We start from the raw sequence: 17,442 nt of genomic DNA, 5'->3' as shown, positions 1-17,442 counted from the left end.
TGTGCAGCGGCCGAGCGCTTTCGCTGGTTCACTTGCGGCGTGCGTGCGTGCCCGTGACGCAGCAAGGAGATTGGTGTGAGCGATACGTCGCTGAATCCACAGGCGACTGACCATGTGCCGGCGGTGCCTGTGGAGGTGCTCAGGGGAACAGTGCAGGAGCAGTGGATCGACTACAACGGCCATCTCAACGCCGGCTACTACCTCGTGGCGTTCGACGACGCCATCGCGCCGTGGATGGACTTCATCGGCCTCGGCACTGCCCACCGGGAAGTGCGTGACATCACCACGTTCTCGGCCGAGAACCACATCACCTACGTGCGCGAGATCGGACCGGATGAGCCGTTCGTGATCTCGGTCCAGATGCTCGGCTTTGACCGCAAGCGCATTCACGCGTTCCAGACGATGACCCAGACCCGAGAGGACTACCTCGTGGCCACCTGCGAGGTCATGTCACTGCACATCGACGGTCCGACCCGGCGCGTGGGCCTCATGGCCGATGAGCCGTACCGGCGCCTCGGCGAGATCTGGGAGGCGCACCGGCATCTGCCGCTGCCCCCACAGGTCGGCCACGCAATCAGCATCCGTTCCTCGGTGGAAGCGCTCCGGCACCCAGACCTCGCTTGAGCGCTGGGCGCGGCTGAGCTGCTGGCGCGGCCTCGCGTCCCCGGCCCCGTTCCCCGTCTTGTTCTCCCTCCTCATGTGATCGGGCTCACGCTCGACATGGCAGTGACATGGTGCGACGTATGCACCCCGTCTTGTTCTCCCTCCTCATGCGATTGGGCTCACGGGCCGCTCGGGCCGCGGTTTCCCCTGCTGGCTCGGTCCCTTGACTTCCCCGGTCTGGGCTGGACGGCGCTGACTATGTTGCGGCCGTGGAGATCTTCGGCGTGGTTAACGCCTCTCCCGACTCGAAGGCCGATTTCTCGGTGGTTCACGGCTGCGCCGAAGCCGCCACCCGTGGCGCCGAGCTGCTGGCAGAAGGCGCCGACCACTTCGACCTCGGCGGCGAGGGTTCCACGCCCGGCAGCGACGAGGTGGGCACAGAGGACGAGTGGCAGCGAGTCGTGGGACCACTGCGCGGGCTGCTGTCGCTGGGCGCCGAGGTGGCGATCGACACCCGCAAGCCCCAGGTGGCCCGGCAGGCACTCGATGCGGGCGCCACGGTGCTGAATGCCGGCGACGCGCTGCAGTCATCTGAGATGGTCGAGCTCGCCGCAGAGCGTGGGGTCACCGTGGTGCTGCCGTTCATGCTGGGCCACGACTTCCGCAGCATCCGCGACGTGAGCGGCGACCCCGTCACGGTCATGGTCGAATGGTTCGCGCAGCACATCGAACGCCTGCGCCAGGCGGGGGTGACACAACAGCTGCTGCTCGACTGCGGCGTCGGTTTCGGCCCCCACGACATGGACTGGCCCGACCGAGCGGAGTATCAGCGGGCCATCTACAGCGGTCTGGGGGAGCTGCGCCGCTTCGACCTGCCCCTGTATGTGCCAGTGCCCTGGCTGCAGACCCCCGACCGACTCGAGCTGCTCGACCTGGCGCTCTCCCAGAAACCCGATTACGTGCGAGCCCACCGCCCCGCCCAAGTACGCGAGCGGCACGCCATCCTCACCTCGGCCAGCTGAGACCGCGCCGTCACCAGCGAGCCGTCGGCAAGCGACGGGACCGGTCGCCACTCCAGTCCGCTGAGATTGATCTCATCCGCTGCGATCGATGTGACCCGGCCAGACCGAGCCCTTCAGCCGGCGTCGGATCACGCCGCGACCCCAGTCGTTCGCCGCAATAGCGCCGGCTCCGCGATCTTCACCGGCGACGGTGCCTCTCACGATGCCGCTCCCAGTTCCATTCCCGAACTCGTGCGTGATCGTTTGCATACACGGACCAGCTCAATCCGCAAGTGCCGTGTGCCTCGGCGTCCGGGGGCCTGTGTTGCCGGCGAGCTGCGCCTAGACGGTTAGTTCCAAGGGGTGCGGGCGGAACTCGGCCCTGGATGTGGCCGAGAATGGCCAAAAGACATCAGAGGTGGTGGGCCGACGCCGGGATCGATGTTCCTGTGCGCCTCAGATATTGGGAGGCTCTCCGCTGCATTCGCCGCGAACGTCCGCTCGCACGCCAGCCACGAGACGTCCACGAATGCCTTACCGAGTCTTTCAGTCAGTTTCATTGCAGATCATCGCTCATACCCTTGGAACTAATCATCTAGGTGGCCTAGTTACGTGCGCCTTGACATCCGCGATCTGCCCCCGGGCGTTCAGATTGGCGGTGCTCGGGATGGGTCGCTAGTGATGTTTGGCGGCTCGACCGGCGGTTGGAGCCTGTAGTGGCTGCATGTGGTGCCCCATTCGACGGTGAAGCCTTGTTGGTGGATCTTGTCGTTGTGGCAGTCGGGGCAGACGGTGACGAGGTTCTGGTAGTCGGTGTGGCCGCCGTGCTGCCAGTGGTCGATGTGGTGGTGCTGGCAGCGTTCGGGTGCTATGCCGCAGCCCACGCAGCCCTTGTCGCGCAACGCCAGCGCGGCGCGTTGGAGGTCGGTGGCGGTGCGGCGGGTGCGGCCCATGCGCAAGTCGCCGGTGGCGGCTTCGAAGATCGCTGGCAGCACCTCGGCATCGACGGCGATGCGGGCGATCTCGCCGATCGGGATCGGGGTGCCATCGGCGAGGCGGCCGCGGGTGAGCTGGTGATTCACCATGTCGTAGTCGGCCACCACGATCAGTGACGCGCCCGCGGGGCGTTCGGCGTCGCGATCGCAGATGAGCTGTGTGATTGCGTCGGCCATCCGCTGGGCAGGTGTGCGTCGCGCAGCAGGGTCTTCGTGTTGGCACAGGCGCCGCTCGGTGGCGGCGATCACTGTGCCCAGCTGGGCGCCGGTGAGCGGGTCGATGGCGAGGTTGAGCACCGTCATGCCGTCGCTGGAGCGGGTGAAGATCTTAGCGGTGCGCGCCTTGCGTTGCCGCTCCAGCACCGACGCGCCGTCATCCCGGTTGACATCGGCCACATGGCGCTCAACGGTGCGACGAAACTCGTCATAGCCCTCGTGCTGGGCTCGTTCTGCCAAGTATCGGTCGTCGATCGCAGCATCGCCCGCGGCACGGGCGATCAAGTGCGCGTGGCCCACCGGAACCGAGCCCGCCGAAAGCCCCTCACGGGTCGCGTCCAGCTCGCCGAGCCTCACCGCGTCGCGCACGTCGCCGCGTGCCTTGCGGCCCGAAATAGACATAGCGTCCGCAGCAGCATGCGCAGCCGCACCGTCACCGTCGCGGCGAGCGATCTCGCCCAAGGTGTCCGCCTTCATTGCGGCCAGCCCAGACTCGGCCCGAGCAATCTCACCCAGCCGAGCCTGCAAGGCCTCCCCGCACAGCCCGGCAACATCCACCGCATCCACACGCACCCCACCGGATCCATACGGGGCTGTCACACTGCCGCCCGCAGTCGATGCGCCGCCACTTGCCATAGAACAACCGTACGACAGGGATGTCACATCAAAACTGCTGAACCGGTGAGTCTCGGCTTGGGTCTGATCTACGATCCCTCCCGCTGACTGGCGATCGTCGGCGTCTTGGGAGGTTCAGTGGAACTTGAAGAACGGCTCGCCAAAGTGCGCACGGAGCTGTCGCCGGGCAACTTGGTGCTTGAGACAAACGTGCAGGTCAAGGTCATTCGCCCCGTGCTGCGCAGCTTGGGATGGGATGACGCTGATTCTTCGCATCTGCGAGCTGAATTCAGAACCGACTATGGCAGGGTTGACGAGGCACTCCTTGACGAATTCGGCAACCCCGTGGTGTTCATCGAGGCCAAGAAGCAGGGTCATCTGAAGGACGCGGCCCGCTACGACAAGGCCTTGCGACAGTTGTTCCGCTACGCCAGGGACGCGTCGGCACAGATCTTGCTGCTCACCGACGGGGAGACGTGGGATTTCTACCTCCGCCGGGCGTCAGGACCGCCGGCCGAGCGTCGCTTCCTGCGGCTGGCCTTGACAGGGCCTGTCGGTGTCGAACAAGCGGCTTCGGACCTTCGAACGTTTCTTAGCCGGGATGCCGTGCTTGAAGGCGACGCCATGCGTGCGGCCCGTGCGCGGTTGGAGCATGAGACGGCGCGAAGCGAGAGGCGACGTGATGTGCTCGTTGCGTGGAGAGCATTGCTGGAAGCGGGCCACAAGACGTTGCGATCGCTCCTGGCCGACAGGGTCGAACGAGATGTCGGTCAACGGCCCCCGTCTGCCGAGCTCACCGAGTTTCTTCGCGAACAGGGCGCACTGGCGCTATCAGGCGACGATCCGACGCCACCATTACCGCGGCCCTACACCTACGACGAATTGTTCCCAGACGACCGGCCTCGAACCAGCTACACCCACGACGAACTTGAGCACTTGTTGCCGGTGGAGATGTCCGAGGTCGTCGAATGGTGGACCGATTGGTGGGAACTCGAATATCAGGTGGAGTCCGATCCAGAGTCAGATGAATCGAGTAGCGACATCGCCTTCGTACTGGGGGCGCAAGGAACCCACGACGGCTGGGTGACTGCCGCCAACGAGATCCGTGGAGCTGCTGAGGAATACGACGATGTGCAGACGTATCTCGAAACCATGCGAATGGTGGAGCTTCGACAATTCGCAAAGCGTCTGTCCGTCCAGCCTGGCGGTCGAAGCAAGCAGGACATGGTGGAAGCGCTGGTTAAGTGCCTCGAATGGTTCTGATGGGCTGTAGCACCGGTCCCCCTCGGTGACCGCAGGTGGAACGACGCCCTTCTGGCGGCGGCCGGTTGGCCGGGTCGAGGGAGGCACCGACGCCCAACGGCGTAACCTCGTCCGATTGCCACGGCATGGGCGGTTTCGGTGTCTCCAAGGATGACCGCACGCTGCTCAACGGCCACGCCAGCATCAAGGTGCAACATCCGTTGGTTCTTGGCCGGGGAGCAGTCCCACATCGGACAACGCGGTGTCAGCGAATGGCGCACAGGGGAGAGTTCGAATCGTCGCCCGATCTGCTGCTGATACGAGGCCGGCGGATGCAGCAGAGCGGCTTCCCAGTGTGCCGCAGTGACTGGGCCGAGGATCGAGCGGTGGCAGGGCAGATGGTCATGTTGCTCGTCGATCTGTCGCTCGGCATCAACACCGATTGGCTCGATTGATGCTCAGTCTCATGCTCGCTGACATCCGCCAGCATGAGTAGGTCGGCTCGACCTGGCCGGCCCAAGCCGGGCCTGATCTACGCTGCTTCCCGAAGCCGGTGGGTCGCCGGCGCGTGGAGAGGTCCGAGCGGTGAGTTCTAACGAGTTGGAAGATGCACTCGCCAAGGCGCGAGACAACCTGAAATCTGGTCTCGTGAAGAACGAAGCGGGTGTGCAAGCCGCCGTCATTCGGCCGATTTTGCGTGAGCTGGGCTGGGACGATGCCGACCCTGGGCAATGGCAGGTGGAGTACCCAGTCGACGACGGCCGCGTCGACGAGGCACTTCTTGGCTCACTCGGCACCCCGCTGGTCTTCATCGAAGCCAAGAGGCCGGGCAACCTCAACCCAAAGGCCGAGGATCAGCTGTTTGGCTATGCGGCGAATCAAGGGGTGCCGATCTTGGTCCTCACCGATGGGGACACCTGGGACCTGTATCTGAGCATGGCTGCAGGCAAGCCAACCGAACGCCGGTTCGCCCATCTTGGGCTGATCGAATCCGACGATCTCGGTCTGGTGGCTCGTGATCTTCGTGAGTTCGTCGCACGAGACGCGGTGTGGTCGGGCAAGAACGATGATGCAGCCAAAGCACGCCTCAAGCAGGTCAAGGATCGCGAGATCGGCAAGAGCGGCCTTGAGGCTGCTTGGGCGGAACTGCTGCAGGAACCCGACGACATTCTGCGTGATCTTCTGATCGAGCGAGTCGAGCAACGCATTGGCGCCAGGCCCGCGCTTCCCGACGCCGAACGCTTCCTGCGCGGTCTACAAGGCTACGGAGCCGCCATTCCGCCGTCGGTCGCCGAGCCTGCGGTAGGCGGAGATGTCGCTCAGCCCCAGCCGGTGGGGTTCTCCGAGCGACCGCCCAAGAACGACAAGCTCAGAGGCTTTACGCTTCGTGGTGAGCGATACGCCGCAAGGAACGCGGCAGCGGTGGTTGCGCTGCTCGCAGACACGCTCGCCAGCATCAATCCCACGTTTCTTGAGCGCTGGGCGAACTCGGGCAAGGGACGAACGTTGCCGAGAGCGATTCGGCTGGGCCACCCGCTCCTTGCGGATCCTAAGCGTGGGGCTTGGTATACGCGGTTGCCTCAAAGCGACGAGTGGTATGTGATGACAAGTGTCAATGGAAAGCGAAAGCTGATCATGATGCAAGACATGGCAGCCGAAGCCGGTCTGGCTCGGGACGCGGACGTGCGGCCGATCCTGGGATGAACCCGCCGTTGGCTCTATTCCGCATGCCGTGCCAACAGACGCGCAGCACTACTATCGGGGTGCCGAAACACGCAGGTTGGGCCGGCGCCACACATCCCCGACCTGCGGGTTGGCATTCGACGACCACCCGACAACCGGCTTCTTCAAGAGTCTGCTAGCGCCAGCGCCACGTGGCGCCATCACAGCAGCTGCTGCGCAACTGCGGCGTCGGCTTCGGCCACCGCTACATGGACTGGCCCGACTGAGCGGGATATCAAGCGGGCCATCTACAGCGGCCTAGGTCAGTTGCGCCGCTTCGACCTGCCCCTGTATGTGCCTGTGCCCTGGCTGCAGACCGCCGACCGACTCGAGCTGCTCGACCTGGCGCTCTCTCAGAATCCCGACTACGTGCGAGCCCACCGCCCCGCCCAAGTACGCGACCACCACGACGCGATCGGTACGGCGAGTGCTCAGGCGGTGCCGTCGGCGCTGCCCGACCGCTGAACCGTCACCGGCGGCCTCAGCCGGCGACGGGCTCCAGGGCGACTCGGACGTGCTTGTGGTGCGGGGTGAGCGCCAGCCAGTCGCGGTCTTCGATGTCGGTGAGCTCGTTGACGGCCACGCCGTGAATCTTGTGCTCGCCGGCTTCGTCGGGGTACTCGGTGCCGAACCCGTGGGGGAGCGTGACGTGGCCGGACATGACCGTGTCGGTGACCTCGGCTGGCGCCTCGGCCTCGCCCCGCTTGGACACGATCCGGACACGATCGCCGTCCACCACGCCCAGTGTGGTCGCGTCGTCGGGATTGATTCGCAGCGAGCCGGCCTTGTCCTTCTTGCGCCACTCGGGGTCGCGTATCACGTCATTGGCGTTCGACGACCGACGCTCGCCCGCCGACAGGACGAATGGGAAGCGATCGTGCCCGGCGGCAGGCTCCTCGTCGTTCAGCGAACGGAATTCGTCAGCCAGCTCCTCAATGTGGACGTGGATCTTGCCGTCGGGGTGCGCGATGCGGTCCCACGTCTGGGAGTACTCGCTGACGCTGAAGATCATTCCCGACGGTGAATTCACGAGCTTGTCGAACAGGTTGTTGGCGAGCTCTAAACCGTCGCCGTCGATGCCGGCGGCGCGGACCTCGTCGGGGAATCGCATGGACGCCTGCATGGAGGAGCCGAACATGATCGCCGCGGGCGCCATGTTCCCCAGCGTCGGCCCGAGCGCGTCGTACAGAACAACGGGCAGCTTGGCTCCCACGTCGGGATTGGTGCTCGACGCCTCTCCCAGCGCCTCAATGAATGCCTCGCGCCCCTGCTGGGCCGCATCGGCCAGGCCGTCTGTGCCGTCGGGCCGTCCGCCCATCGCAGCCACCAGCCGGCTGTGGATCTCGGCCTCGGGCAGCGAGTCGCCCAGCGGCTCCAGGATCGGGTGCCGCACCTGGAAGTAGTTGGACGGCATCTCGCCGGCGAAGAACGTTGCCTCCGGCTTCTCGTATTGCGAGGCAGCCGGCAGCACGTAGTCGGCGGCCCGAGCGGTCTCGGTCATCGCCACGTCGATGACTACCAGGCATTCGAGCTTGGCGAAGGCCTCGCGGAACCGCTTCGAGTCGGGCAGCGTGTGCAGCGGGTTGGCTGACTCCACGATCATTCCCCGGAAGCGGTTTGGGTGGTCGGTGTCGATGCAGTCGGGAATAGCGGCGCACGCCAAGAGGCCCGACAGCATGGCGCTGCCGGTGACGGGGTCGGTTTCGCCCTCACCCGAGTGGCCACAGATGGGTGCGAGGCGCAACGGCAGGTTCATGCCGCCTGGCTTGGCGAAGTTGCCGGTCACCAGGTACAGCAGGCGCTGCAGCCAGCTGTTCAGCGTCGAATGCGGTGCCATCTCGATGCCGAGGTCTTCCTCGGTGGATAGCGACTTCGCAGTGCCCATCGTTCGGGCAGCGGCACGCAGTTCGGCCTCGTCGATGCCGCACTTGCGGGCGCAGTCGGCGATGTCCGCACCCGAGATCAGGTCACGCAGCTCATCCCAGCCGACGCACTGCTCGGTCAGGAACTTCTCGTCGGTGAGGCCCTCGTCGACCATGATCGCCAGCAGCGCTGCCAGGGCCCACGCATCGGTGCCTGGGCGAACGCGCAGGTGATGATCGGCCATGGCGGCAGTCTCGGACACCCGTGGATCCATCACGACGAGCTTGCGGTCGTCGTCGTTGCGGATCTTGTTCAGCTCGTTGCGCGACTCGGGGAAACCGTGGCTCTGCCAGGGATTCTTGCCGATGAACACCGCGCAGTCGGTGTGCTCGAAGTCGCCCATCGCACCGATGCTCTGCTTGCCGAACATCTTGCCCTGGGCCCAGTACATGCCGGTCTTCTCTTGAGCCAGTGCGTTCGAGCGGTACTTCACGCCCAGCGTTTGCAGCACCCCGCGGGCGTACGCGCCGGGGAAGTGGTTGCCCTGCCCGCCGCCGCCGTAGTAGAGGATCTTGTCGCCGCCGACGGCGTCTCGGATGCCGGTCAGGCGCTCGGCGACCTCCGCGATCGCAACGTCCCAGCTGACCTCTTCGAAGGTGCCGTCGTCCCGTCGACGCAAGGGCGTCGTGAGGCGGTCGCGCCCGTTCTGGTAGTAGTCGATCCGCAAAGCCTTCTCGCAGGTGTAGCCCTTGGAGGCCGGGTGCTCCTTGTCTCCTCGCACACGCGTGATTTTCCGGCCGTCGAGACGCACCTCGATGCCGCAATTGTTCGAGCAAAGCACGCACGCGGTCTTGTGCCAGACCTTGGTGGGATCTTCGGGGGCACCGGTGGTCTTTGCATCTGCGACAGCTCCGCCGGTGCGCTTGGCGCGAAGTGCGGCGAGTCGGTCTTGGGCGTCAGACATGGCGTCTCCTCGGGGTCAGGTGGCGCGGACACCGCAAGGGTAGGGGACCCGTTCACGTGCTGCCCGAATCCCGGTGCCGCTGCTGGCAAAGCCGCAGCGCACATCATCGACTCGCGAAACGGGTCTTGCGGGGACGGCCCCGGGAGGAAGGGGCTAGCGGGACAGGCGCAGTGGAGGCGGGCCCAGCGGGCCGCTAACTTCGGTATTGCCGGATCGGTGCATCCGATCCAGACGACGGATGGCCCCGATGGGTCGCAGGAGGAAATGCACGTGCGCATCAGTGTGGATGCCGACAAGTGCCAGGGGCACAACCGCTGCTACTCGTTGGCGCCGGAGCTGTTCGATGTGGACGACTACGGCTACGCCACGGCGGCTGGCGATGGCGAGGTGCCTGCGGGCATGGAAGACAAGGCTCGCCTGGCTGCTGCGAACTGTCCCGAATACGCGGTGCTGATTGAGGAATAGCGCTCGGAGCGAGTCGCTACCCGGGTGAGGCGAGACGGTCGCGCAACGCAGCGACGCTGCGGCCTGCGCCCCAGTCGTTGCCCTCCAACGCCAGCAGCAGATCGACCAGATTGCGGTCGCGAGCTGCGCAGAGTTCCGCGACCGACTGACCTGCGGACTGCCCGTCGACCTGTGCGATCAGCGCCGCGGTGAATTCCGGCGTCAATTCGGGCACATCGGTGAGCTTGGTCCACGGAAGCTGCAGCGCTGGGGCGAAGTGCTCGATGAAACGCCCCAAACCCCCCTCGCCCCCTGCGGTGGCATAGGTCTGGAAGACGCCCATCTGTGCCCAGCGCAGACCGAATCCGAGACGCATCACCTCATCGATCTCGCCGGTGGTCGCCACGCCGTCGTGAACCAGCCACAGCGCCTCGCGCCACAGGGCTTCGAGCAGCCGGTCGGCCACGAAGCCTTCGATCTCCGTGCCGATCCGCACAGGCGACATCCCCGCCGCGCGGAGCCAGCGCATCGATTCTTCAACTGCACGCTCAGAGGTTTGGCTGCCGGCGACGACTTCCACGAGCGGCAGCAGGTACACCGGGTTGAAGGGGTGGCCGACAACGAGCCGTTCGGGGTAGACCATCCCGGCCTGCAGATCGCTCGGAACGAAGCCAGATGTGGAAGAAGCGATGACGGCATCTGGAGCAGCGGCCGCCTCGATCGCTGCGTATACCTCCCGCTTGAGCTCCAGTCGCTCGGGCACGCACTCGCAGATCAATTCTGCGCCACTCACTGCAGCAGCGCAGCCTGCCGCTGGCCCGGCCACGACGACGGTGCCTTCGCCGGCCGCTGGTTCGGCGAAGCCGGCCGTTCCCTCCTCGCCAGATGGCTCGTCATCTGCAGCTCGTCCGTGAGGCAGCAAGCCGAGGCGATGCCAGGCGCTCCTGGCCGCTGCCAGTGTCTCGTCGACTCGCTGCTCTGTATCCGGTGAGGGATCGGCCACAGTCACGTCCACCCCGCAGAGCGCCCAGCGCGCCGCCCATGCTGCACCGATGACGCCGGCTCCCACCACGCCGACATGGGTTGGCAGCTCGAAGTCGGCTGTCGCGCCAGGGTCGGCGGGAGAACGGTCGGTCACCGCCGCTTGAGCTCGAGCTTGTCGCGGACTTCGGCGGGGCCGATGACCCGGTAGTTCATCGCTTCGAGGATCTGTTTCGCCCGCGCCGTCAGATCGGCATTGCTGGCGAGCCGGCCGCGTTCGAGATACAGGTTGTCTTCGAGGCCGACCCGAGCATTGCCGCCAGCGACCGCCGCCAGTGCCACATATGGCAGCTGATCGCGACCGAGTGCGAACGCCGAGAATGTCCAGTCGTTGGGCACGTTGTTCACCATCGCCATGAACGTGTTCAGGTCGGGTGGGGCGCCCCAGCGGATGCCCATGCACAGCTGCACCATGACCGGGGCTTCGATGACACCAGCCTCGACCAGCGAACGCGCCTCCCAGAGCTGTCCTGTGTCGAATGCCTCGATCTCGGGCCGCACGCCGAGCGCTTGGATCTGGCGGGCCATCTCCATGAGCGTGTCGTGGGTGTTGGTGGCCACGTAGTTGCCCTCGCCGAAGTTCATCGTGCCGCAGTCGAGCGTGCAGATCTCGGGCAGCAGTTCTCGAACGTGCGCCAGGCGCTCGGTGGCGCCAGCCATGTCGGACTTGAGTGGATCGGGCGGCAGCGGCTGCTCAACCGAGCCGATCACGAAGTCGCCGCCCATGCCGGCGGTGAGGTTCAGCACCACGTCGGTGCTCGATGCCCGCACCCGCTCCACCACCTCTCGGTAGCAGTCGACGTCGCGGCCTGCGTCGCCGGTGATGGGGTCGCGCACGTGCACGTGGCAGATCGCAGCGCCCGCCGCGGCGGCGTCGATCACGCTCTGAGCGATGTCGGCGGGGGTGTAGGGCACCTTGTCGGACTTGCCGACCGTGTCGCCGGCGCCGGTGACAGCGCAGGTGATGAAGACGTCAGCCATGTGCGGGGATCTCCTTGCCGGCACCGGCTTGACCGGTGCGCGATGCGACAGCACCGGCTTGTCCGGTGCGTGATGCGACAGCACCGGCTTGTCCGGTGCGCGATGCGACAGCGCGGCGCAGCAGCACGCGCAGCCGCGAATAGAACTCGTCGGTGTCGATGTAGGTGCCGATCAGCCGCCGGCGCGTACCCGGACGCGGCTCGAATGCTTCTCGCCCGTGGAGCACTCGCCGGTTGTCGAACACGACGATGTCTCCGGGCCGGAACGGGTAGCGCATCTGGAACCGGTCCGAGCTAGCCGTTGCGCTCAACAGACGCAGCGCGGCGTAAGCACGCTCGACGTCGGCGCCAGCCATCGCGGGAAAGGCCCGCACCGGGTGGAACGCCCGGTAGGTGTAGGGAATGCGGCCGTCACCCGTGTCGATGATCGGGCCTCGCCAGCGGTGGTCGTAGTCGGGCGAACGGTTGAAGAAGATCCACTCCAGCGTGGTGAGCGCCTCGAATGCGCCTGGTTCGCAGTCGCGCAGATGGTCGGCGATCGCCAGCCCGTCCGCCATGGTCGACCAGCCGCCCTCGACAGTGTTCTCCACGCAGTGGAGCAGCTGCAGCCCTGGCGGCACCTCCCGGGTCGGCAGGTCGGTATGGGGCGCGAGACGCAGCCCGGTATTGGCGACTGTGGTGGGCGTGATGTCGACGTCGACATGCCAGGTGAGGCCGAAATTGGAGTCGCGCATCGCGCCGATGCGCTCAGCGAGCCGAGCAACCGTGCCGGGATCGGTGCCGCAGGCGGACAGCCGGATGAGGCCGCAGCGAGCCAGGCCGTACAGCGCAGTCTCCAATGAGTCGTCGTCGCACAGCGTTGCGGGGCCGTCGTAGGTGACCGGCTCTGGGTGCGACGCTGCGGTCCACGGTTCCGGTGCAGGAATGACGGCAAACGGCTGATGCATGTCGTCTGCGACATGGCGCAGCCAGCCCGGATGAAACGTGGCGTCGCGATGCTCCGGCTCGAAGGTCACATCGAGCGCCCCGTCGGCCACACAGATCCGCCCCAGCGTCAGGTCGGGGGGCAGATGCGCCGGATCCAGCTCGCACTCCCGGGTCGCCAGATTGATGCCGCCGGGTCCGGGAGCGTTCTCGCGCAGCCATCTCGGGTGGCATTCGAGCGTGGTCCCGTCAGGCCACACCAGATCCGCTGTGCCATGCGCGCTGAGACATGCCGATGAGAGCGCCGCCCACGGATACTCGTAGTAATCCGGTGTGGGGCAATCCGGGGTGGGCGGCTGGGCAAATCCCCGCTCGGTCACTGGCCAAATTGTCTCACAGCGGCCTGACCGGTCAGTCCATCGCGGCGAAGACCTCAGGCGGCTCCCGCCACGGATCGGCTGGGCTGCCTGCTCGCGCCGCCGCGATCGCCTCCCACACCCGTTGCGGGCTCATGGGCATGTCGATGTGCCGGACCCCGAGGTGGGCTACTGCATCGATGACAGCGTTCTGCAGCGCCGGCGTCGAGCCGATGGTGCTGGCCTCGCCGATGCCCTTGGCGCCCAGCGGGTTGAGCGGCGAAGGCGTCTGTGTGCTGTGGACCTCGAATTGGGGGAACTCCGCGGCCGACGGGAATAGGTACGTCATCAGCGTGCCGGTCTGGGGGTTGCCGTCGTCATCGAAGAGCACCTCCTCGTACAAGGTCTGCGCCGCCCCCTGCGCGATGCCGCCGTGCTGCTGACCAGCGAGCAGCAGCGGGTTGATCACCGTGCCGGCATCGTCGACCGCGATGTGCCGCAGGTAGTGGACTTCGCCCGTGTCGGTGTCGACCTCCACCACAGCGACGTGCGCGCCGAAGGGAAAGCTGGCCTCGCCCTGGTCGAAGTCGAGCTGCGCAGCAAGCCCTGGGTCGACGGGCTCGCCGCGCTTGGACGCGTTGACCTCCGCCTCGGTCGGGTCGCCGAGCAGACCCGCCGGTGCCCCGTCGACCGCGCCGGCCAACTGCACCCAGTCGACGGATCGAGCCGGCACACCGGCCACGCTGAAAGTGCCCACCTTGGCGTCGAGCACGATGTCGTCTGCGCTGGCTTCGAGCAGGTGCGCTGCGAGCCGCTGCGCCCTGCCGATGAGCACGTCCGTGGCGGTGGCGACGGCCGAGCCGCCGACCTGCACCGACCGTGAGCCGCCCGTGCCGCCACCTCGGGGCACCAGATCGGTGTCGGATTGGATGAACCCGATCCGCTCGACATCGATGCCGGTGCGGGCCGACACGATCTGGGCGAAGGTCGTGTGATGGCCCTGGCCGTGAGCACTCGTGCCGACACGGATGGTGGCGCCGCCGTCTGGCTCGATGCGCACCGCGGCGAACTCGCTGGTCAGACCGCCGGCGGTGATCTCCACGAAGCTGGCGACGCCGATGCCGAGCTGGCGCACATCGCCGCGCTCACGCCGCGCACGCTGCGTGGCCCGCAGCTCGTCGTAGCCCGCCAGCTCGACCGCTCGCTGCAGCGGCAAGGCGTAGTCGCCGCTGTCGTAGGTCACGCCGGTGAGCGTGTCGAAGGGGAAGGCATCGGGGGAGATGAAATTGCGCAGGCGGATCTCGATGGGATCGATGCCGGTCTCGATGGCCGCTTGGTCGACGAGCCGTTCGAGCAGGGCAGCCGCCTCGGGCCGCCCGGCACCGCGGTATGCCCCGGTCGGCGTCGTGTTGGTGACCGCAGTGGCGACATCGAACCGGATTGCGGGAAATGCGTAGGTGCCGTTGGACATCCGCTTGGTGCCCGCCGGCAGCATTGTGCCGATGTTCGGATAGGCACCGGTGTCGCCCACGAGGCGCACCCGAAGTCCGGTGAAGGTGCCGTCATCGCGCACGCCCAGTTCCGCGTACTGCACCTGGGCGCGGCTGTGCGCCAGCGTGGTCATGTCCTCGCTTCGCCCGGGCGTCCACGTGACCGGGCGGCCCAGACGGTCGGCCAGGGCCGCCACCACCGTGTGCTCGTGGTACAGGCCGGCTTTGGCGCCGAAACCCCCGCCGACATGAGGTGCGATCACACGAAGCCGCGGCGCATCCCAGCCGAGCGCCGCCGCGAGCTGCATCTTCATGAGGTGTGGCATCTGCGTCGCGCAATACACCGTCATGCGGCTGTCGTCGCCGGGTATGGCGGCGCACGAATTGGGCTCGAGCGGCACCGCGGCGATCTTCTGGTTGACATAGCGGCCTCGCACGATGTGGGTCGCGCCGTCGAGCGGGTCGATGCCAGGCGGGTCGGTGATCTCGGTTGCGACGTTGTTGGGCCGCTCGTCGAAGAGTGCCGCCGCCCCGGGGGCGAGCGCCGTCTCGGCGTCGGGAGCTGCGGGCAGCGGGTCGTAGTCGACCCCGACAAGCTCGGCAGCGTCGACTGCCTGAGCCAAGGTTTCGGCCACAACCACGGCGACTGCTTCGCCCACGAAGCGGACCTTGCCGGTTGCCAGCGGTGGGCGAGCAAATTCGTCTGACACCTTGACGAAGCCGTGGTGCGGGGCGACGCCGAGCTCGCCAGCGGTGGCCACCTCGATCACGCCCGGCGCCTGCTGTGCTTCGCTGGTGTCGATAGCGCCGAGGCGCGCATGGGCGATGGGGGATCGGACGAACACCGCGTGGCACATGCCCTCGGCGGTGTGGTCGTAGACATATCGGCCGCCGACCGTCAGCAGCTCAGGGTCTTCGGTTCGTCGGACTTCGTTGCCCAGGATCGATCCAGCCATGGGCGGCGAGGCTAGTGACGCGTTGTGACACCGGACCGGTTCGGCGTGCTCGTCACGCTGCTGCGGTGACCGGCGGCCCTGTGCCGTACGCTGCCGCCGTGACCGGCGGCGACGTGTACACCCACGGCCATCAGCCGGCGGTGGTCGCCCAGCATGCGAGGCGCACCGCTGAGGACTGCGCGGCGTTCGCCCGTCACGTGGTCGGGCCCGATGCCCGCATCCTCGACGTCGGCTGCGGCCCGGCCTCGATCACCGTCGGCCTCGCCCGCTGGGCCGAGCGCGGCCACGTCACCGGCATCGAAGTCACCGACGAGATCTTGGAGACTGCGGCTGCCACGGTTGCCGAAGCCGAAGTCGACAACGTGACGCTGGCCAACGAATCGGTGTACGAGCTGCCCTATGGCGACGCCACGTTCGACGTTGCCTATGCGCATCAGGTCTGCCAGCACCTGTCGGATCCGGTGTTGGCGATCGCCGAGATGGCCCGGGTGGTGCGCCCCGGCGGCTGGGTGGCGGTGCGCGACTCGGACTACTCGACGATGCGGGGCTACCCGTCCAGCACCGAGATCACCCGGTGGCGCGAGGTGTACCGGCAGGTGTGCCGCCACAACGACGCGGAGCCCGACGCCGGCCGCCACCTGTTCTCGTGGTTCCGTGCGGCCGGGCTGCCCGATGTGGCGATGTCGGCGTCGGTGTGGCAGTTCTGGACGCCCGAGACACGTCGCAACTGGGGCTACTCGTGGGCGGATCGGTGCCTGAACACCAGCTTCGCCCGCCAGGCCGTCGAGTACGGCTACGCGTCGGCCGACGAGATGGAACAGATCGCCGCCGGTTGGCGAGCGTGGGCCGACGATCCCGACGGGTACTTTCACTTCATCCACAGCGAGGCGCTGGCGCAGATCAGCTGAGTCCCACAGCGGCCGGCACGGCTGCGGCTCGCATCTGGGCGCCGATTGCAAGGCCTCAGTACCCGGTCGCCTGAGCCCGAGAGCGGCTCGCATCGCTGCTGCCGGTGGGGCATCTCCGGTCACCGGCCGCCGGTCGCGGGTTGCTCGACGTTCGTCTCCAGTTCGTGGGCGAACGGCGGATCGGCACCGGGCCGCGAGCATGTGATCGCCGCGGCGACCGCAGCGCGCTCTGCGATCCCACGCCAATCGACGAGGCTGAGCGAAACGAGCGCTGAACGGTCGCCGCCGAGCCGGTCCCACAGCGACGCCAGCACCGAGCCGACGAATGAGTCGCCGGCGCCGACGGTGTCGGCTGTGTTGATGGCGTCGATCGATGAGGCTGCCACCTCCAGCTCGCCCTCGTCCGTGTACACGGTGACTCCCTGGCCGCCGCGGGTGACCATCACGGTCGTGATCCGCCCGGCGAGCAACTCTGCAGCGCAATCGCCAGCCTCGCGACGGGGCCAGATCCACGCCAGGTCCTCATCGGACGCTCGGTAGAGGTCGCAGGCGCTCAGCCAGCGCTGGTGGAAGTGGTCCCACCGATCCCGGTCATCGATGATCGCCGGCCGAACATTGGGGTCGAGCGAGACGAGGCCGTCGTGACGCGCGGCCAGCCCGGCCAGCACTTCGGCGGTTCGCCCGCGGAACATGCCCAGGGTGCCGCCGTGCAGGATGTGCGGGCCGTCGCCGAGCGCAGCCGAGTCGACCGCTCCGAGCGCAGTGTCGGCGGTGTTGTCACCTTCGAAACGGAACGACGGACGGGGCGAGAGCTGAATGATTGCCTTCGCTGTCGGCTCATCTCCTCGCTCGCAGGCGCGTAGCTCGACACCGCTGCGCTGCAGGTGTCGCCAGATGAGGTCGCCCGCCGCGTCGGTGGACACCCGTCCGACGAAGGCGACCGGCGCGCCGAGCCGCGCAGCAGCGACAGCCGCGTTCATGGGCCCGCCCCCCGGCACCGAACGGGCCTCGTCGCCGTCGAGGACATCGACCAGCGCTTCGCCGCAGCAGACGATCATCGGGCCGCCCTCACTGCGGCTGCCGCCAACTGAGCCGTCGTCGTCGAATTGCCGTCACTGCATC

General features: G+C 67.0%; 15 protein-coding genes. 8 read left to right on the top strand and 7 right to left on the bottom strand.

The window, feature by feature from the left end; translation table 11 throughout:
• Positions 1-75 precede the first annotated feature (75 nt).
• Both ACOGJB_RS03405 and ACOGJB_RS03400 read left to right on the top strand, forming a co-directional pair.
• Entirely contained in the window at positions 76-624 is a 549-nt protein-coding gene (locus tag ACOGJB_RS03405) for a thioesterase family protein (RefSeq protein WP_419839422.1), read from the top strand.
• 248 nt (positions 625-872) lie between these two features.
• On the top strand, positions 873-1,625 hold the full coding sequence (locus tag ACOGJB_RS03400; RefSeq protein ID WP_419839421.1) for a dihydropteroate synthase: 753 nt from the start codon (positions 873-875) through the stop codon (positions 1,623-1,625).
• A gap of 626 nt (positions 1,626-2,251) precedes the next feature.
• Here the strand turns inward: ACOGJB_RS03400 and ACOGJB_RS03395 are convergent.
• Positions 2,252-3,451, bottom strand: a complete 1,200-nt coding sequence (locus tag ACOGJB_RS03395; RefSeq protein ID WP_419839420.1) for a DUF222 domain-containing protein — start codon at positions 3,449-3,451, stop codon at positions 2,252-2,254.
• 117 nt (positions 3,452-3,568) lie between these two features.
• Between ACOGJB_RS03395 and ACOGJB_RS03390 the strand changes: the two genes are divergently transcribed.
• The 4 genes from ACOGJB_RS03390 (at position 3,569) to ACOGJB_RS03375 (ending at position 6,859) form a co-directional block, all read left to right on the top strand.
• Positions 3,569-4,693, top strand: a complete 1,125-nt coding sequence (locus ACOGJB_RS03390; RefSeq protein ID WP_419839419.1) for a type I restriction endonuclease — start codon at positions 3,569-3,571, stop codon at positions 4,691-4,693.
• A gap of 251 nt (positions 4,694-4,944) precedes the next feature.
• Positions 4,945-5,127, top strand: coding sequence for a hypothetical protein (locus tag ACOGJB_RS03385; RefSeq protein ID WP_419839418.1), 183 nt, complete (start codon positions 4,945-4,947; stop codon positions 5,125-5,127).
• Between the two features lie 130 nt (positions 5,128-5,257).
• A complete protein-coding gene (locus tag ACOGJB_RS03380; RefSeq protein ID WP_419839417.1) occupies positions 5,258-6,376 on the top strand; it encodes a hypothetical protein in 1,119 nt (372 codons plus the stop codon).
• A gap of 285 nt (positions 6,377-6,661) precedes the next feature.
• A complete protein-coding gene (locus ACOGJB_RS03375) occupies positions 6,662-6,859 on the top strand; it encodes a hypothetical protein (RefSeq protein ID WP_419839416.1) in 198 nt (65 codons plus the stop codon).
• Positions 6,860-6,875: 16 nt separating this feature from the next.
• Here the strand turns inward: ACOGJB_RS03375 and ACOGJB_RS03370 are convergent, their stop codons facing one another.
• Positions 6,876-9,221 carry a molybdopterin-dependent oxidoreductase gene (locus ACOGJB_RS03370; protein ID WP_419839415.1) on the bottom strand — a complete coding sequence of 782 codons (2,346 nt, stop codon included), beginning with the start codon at positions 9,219-9,221 and terminating at the stop codon, positions 6,876-6,878.
• 264 nt (positions 9,222-9,485) lie between these two features.
• Between ACOGJB_RS03370 and ACOGJB_RS03365 the strand changes: the two genes are divergently transcribed.
• Positions 9,486-9,686, top strand: coding sequence for a ferredoxin (locus tag ACOGJB_RS03365; protein ID WP_416246666.1), 201 nt, complete (start codon positions 9,486-9,488; stop codon positions 9,684-9,686).
• Positions 9,687-9,702: 16 nt separating this feature from the next.
• On the opposite strand, the gene ACOGJB_RS03360 is transcribed toward ACOGJB_RS03365, so the two are convergent.
• The 4 genes from ACOGJB_RS03360 to ACOGJB_RS03345 are packed head-to-tail and all read right to left on the bottom strand — an operon-like array spanning position 9,703 to position 15,412.
• Positions 9,703-10,803, bottom strand: coding sequence for a 3-hydroxyacyl-CoA dehydrogenase NAD-binding domain-containing protein (locus ACOGJB_RS03360; RefSeq protein WP_419839414.1), 1,101 nt, complete (start codon positions 10,801-10,803; stop codon positions 9,703-9,705).
• Positions 10,800-11,687, bottom strand: a complete 888-nt coding sequence (locus ACOGJB_RS03355) for a 3-keto-5-aminohexanoate cleavage protein (RefSeq protein ID WP_419839413.1) — start codon at positions 11,685-11,687, stop codon at positions 10,800-10,802. The genes ACOGJB_RS03360 and ACOGJB_RS03355 overlap by 4 nt, the downstream gene beginning before the upstream one ends.
• Positions 11,680-12,990: a TauD/TfdA family dioxygenase gene (locus ACOGJB_RS03350; protein ID WP_419839412.1), complete on the bottom strand. Its 1,311-nt coding sequence runs from the start codon at positions 12,988-12,990 to the stop codon at positions 11,680-11,682. Before ACOGJB_RS03350 ends, ACOGJB_RS03355 begins: the two co-directional genes overlap by 8 nt.
• A 31-nt stretch (positions 12,991-13,021) precedes the next feature.
• Positions 13,022-15,412, bottom strand: coding sequence for a xanthine dehydrogenase family protein molybdopterin-binding subunit (locus ACOGJB_RS03345; RefSeq protein ID WP_419839411.1), 2,391 nt, complete (start codon positions 15,410-15,412; stop codon positions 13,022-13,024).
• A gap of 98 nt (positions 15,413-15,510) precedes the next feature.
• Between ACOGJB_RS03345 and ACOGJB_RS03340 the strand changes: the two genes are divergently transcribed.
• Positions 15,511-16,320, top strand: coding sequence for a methyltransferase domain-containing protein (locus tag ACOGJB_RS03340; RefSeq protein WP_419839410.1), 810 nt, complete (start codon positions 15,511-15,513; stop codon positions 16,318-16,320).
• A gap of 119 nt (positions 16,321-16,439) precedes the next feature.
• Here the strand turns inward: ACOGJB_RS03340 and ACOGJB_RS03335 are convergent, their stop codons facing one another.
• On the bottom strand, positions 16,440-17,378 hold the full coding sequence (locus tag ACOGJB_RS03335; RefSeq protein ID WP_419839409.1) for a PfkB family carbohydrate kinase: 939 nt from the start codon (positions 17,376-17,378) through the stop codon (positions 16,440-16,442).
• Between the last annotated feature and the right edge of the window lie 64 nt (positions 17,379-17,442).

Origin of the sequence: Candidatus Poriferisodalis sp., assembly GCF_965208895.1 — a bacterium.
Classification (GTDB): Bacteria; Actinomycetota; Acidimicrobiia; order Acidimicrobiales; family Poriferisodalaceae; genus Poriferisodalis.
This window is presented reverse-complemented; position numbering and strand designations above follow the sequence as displayed.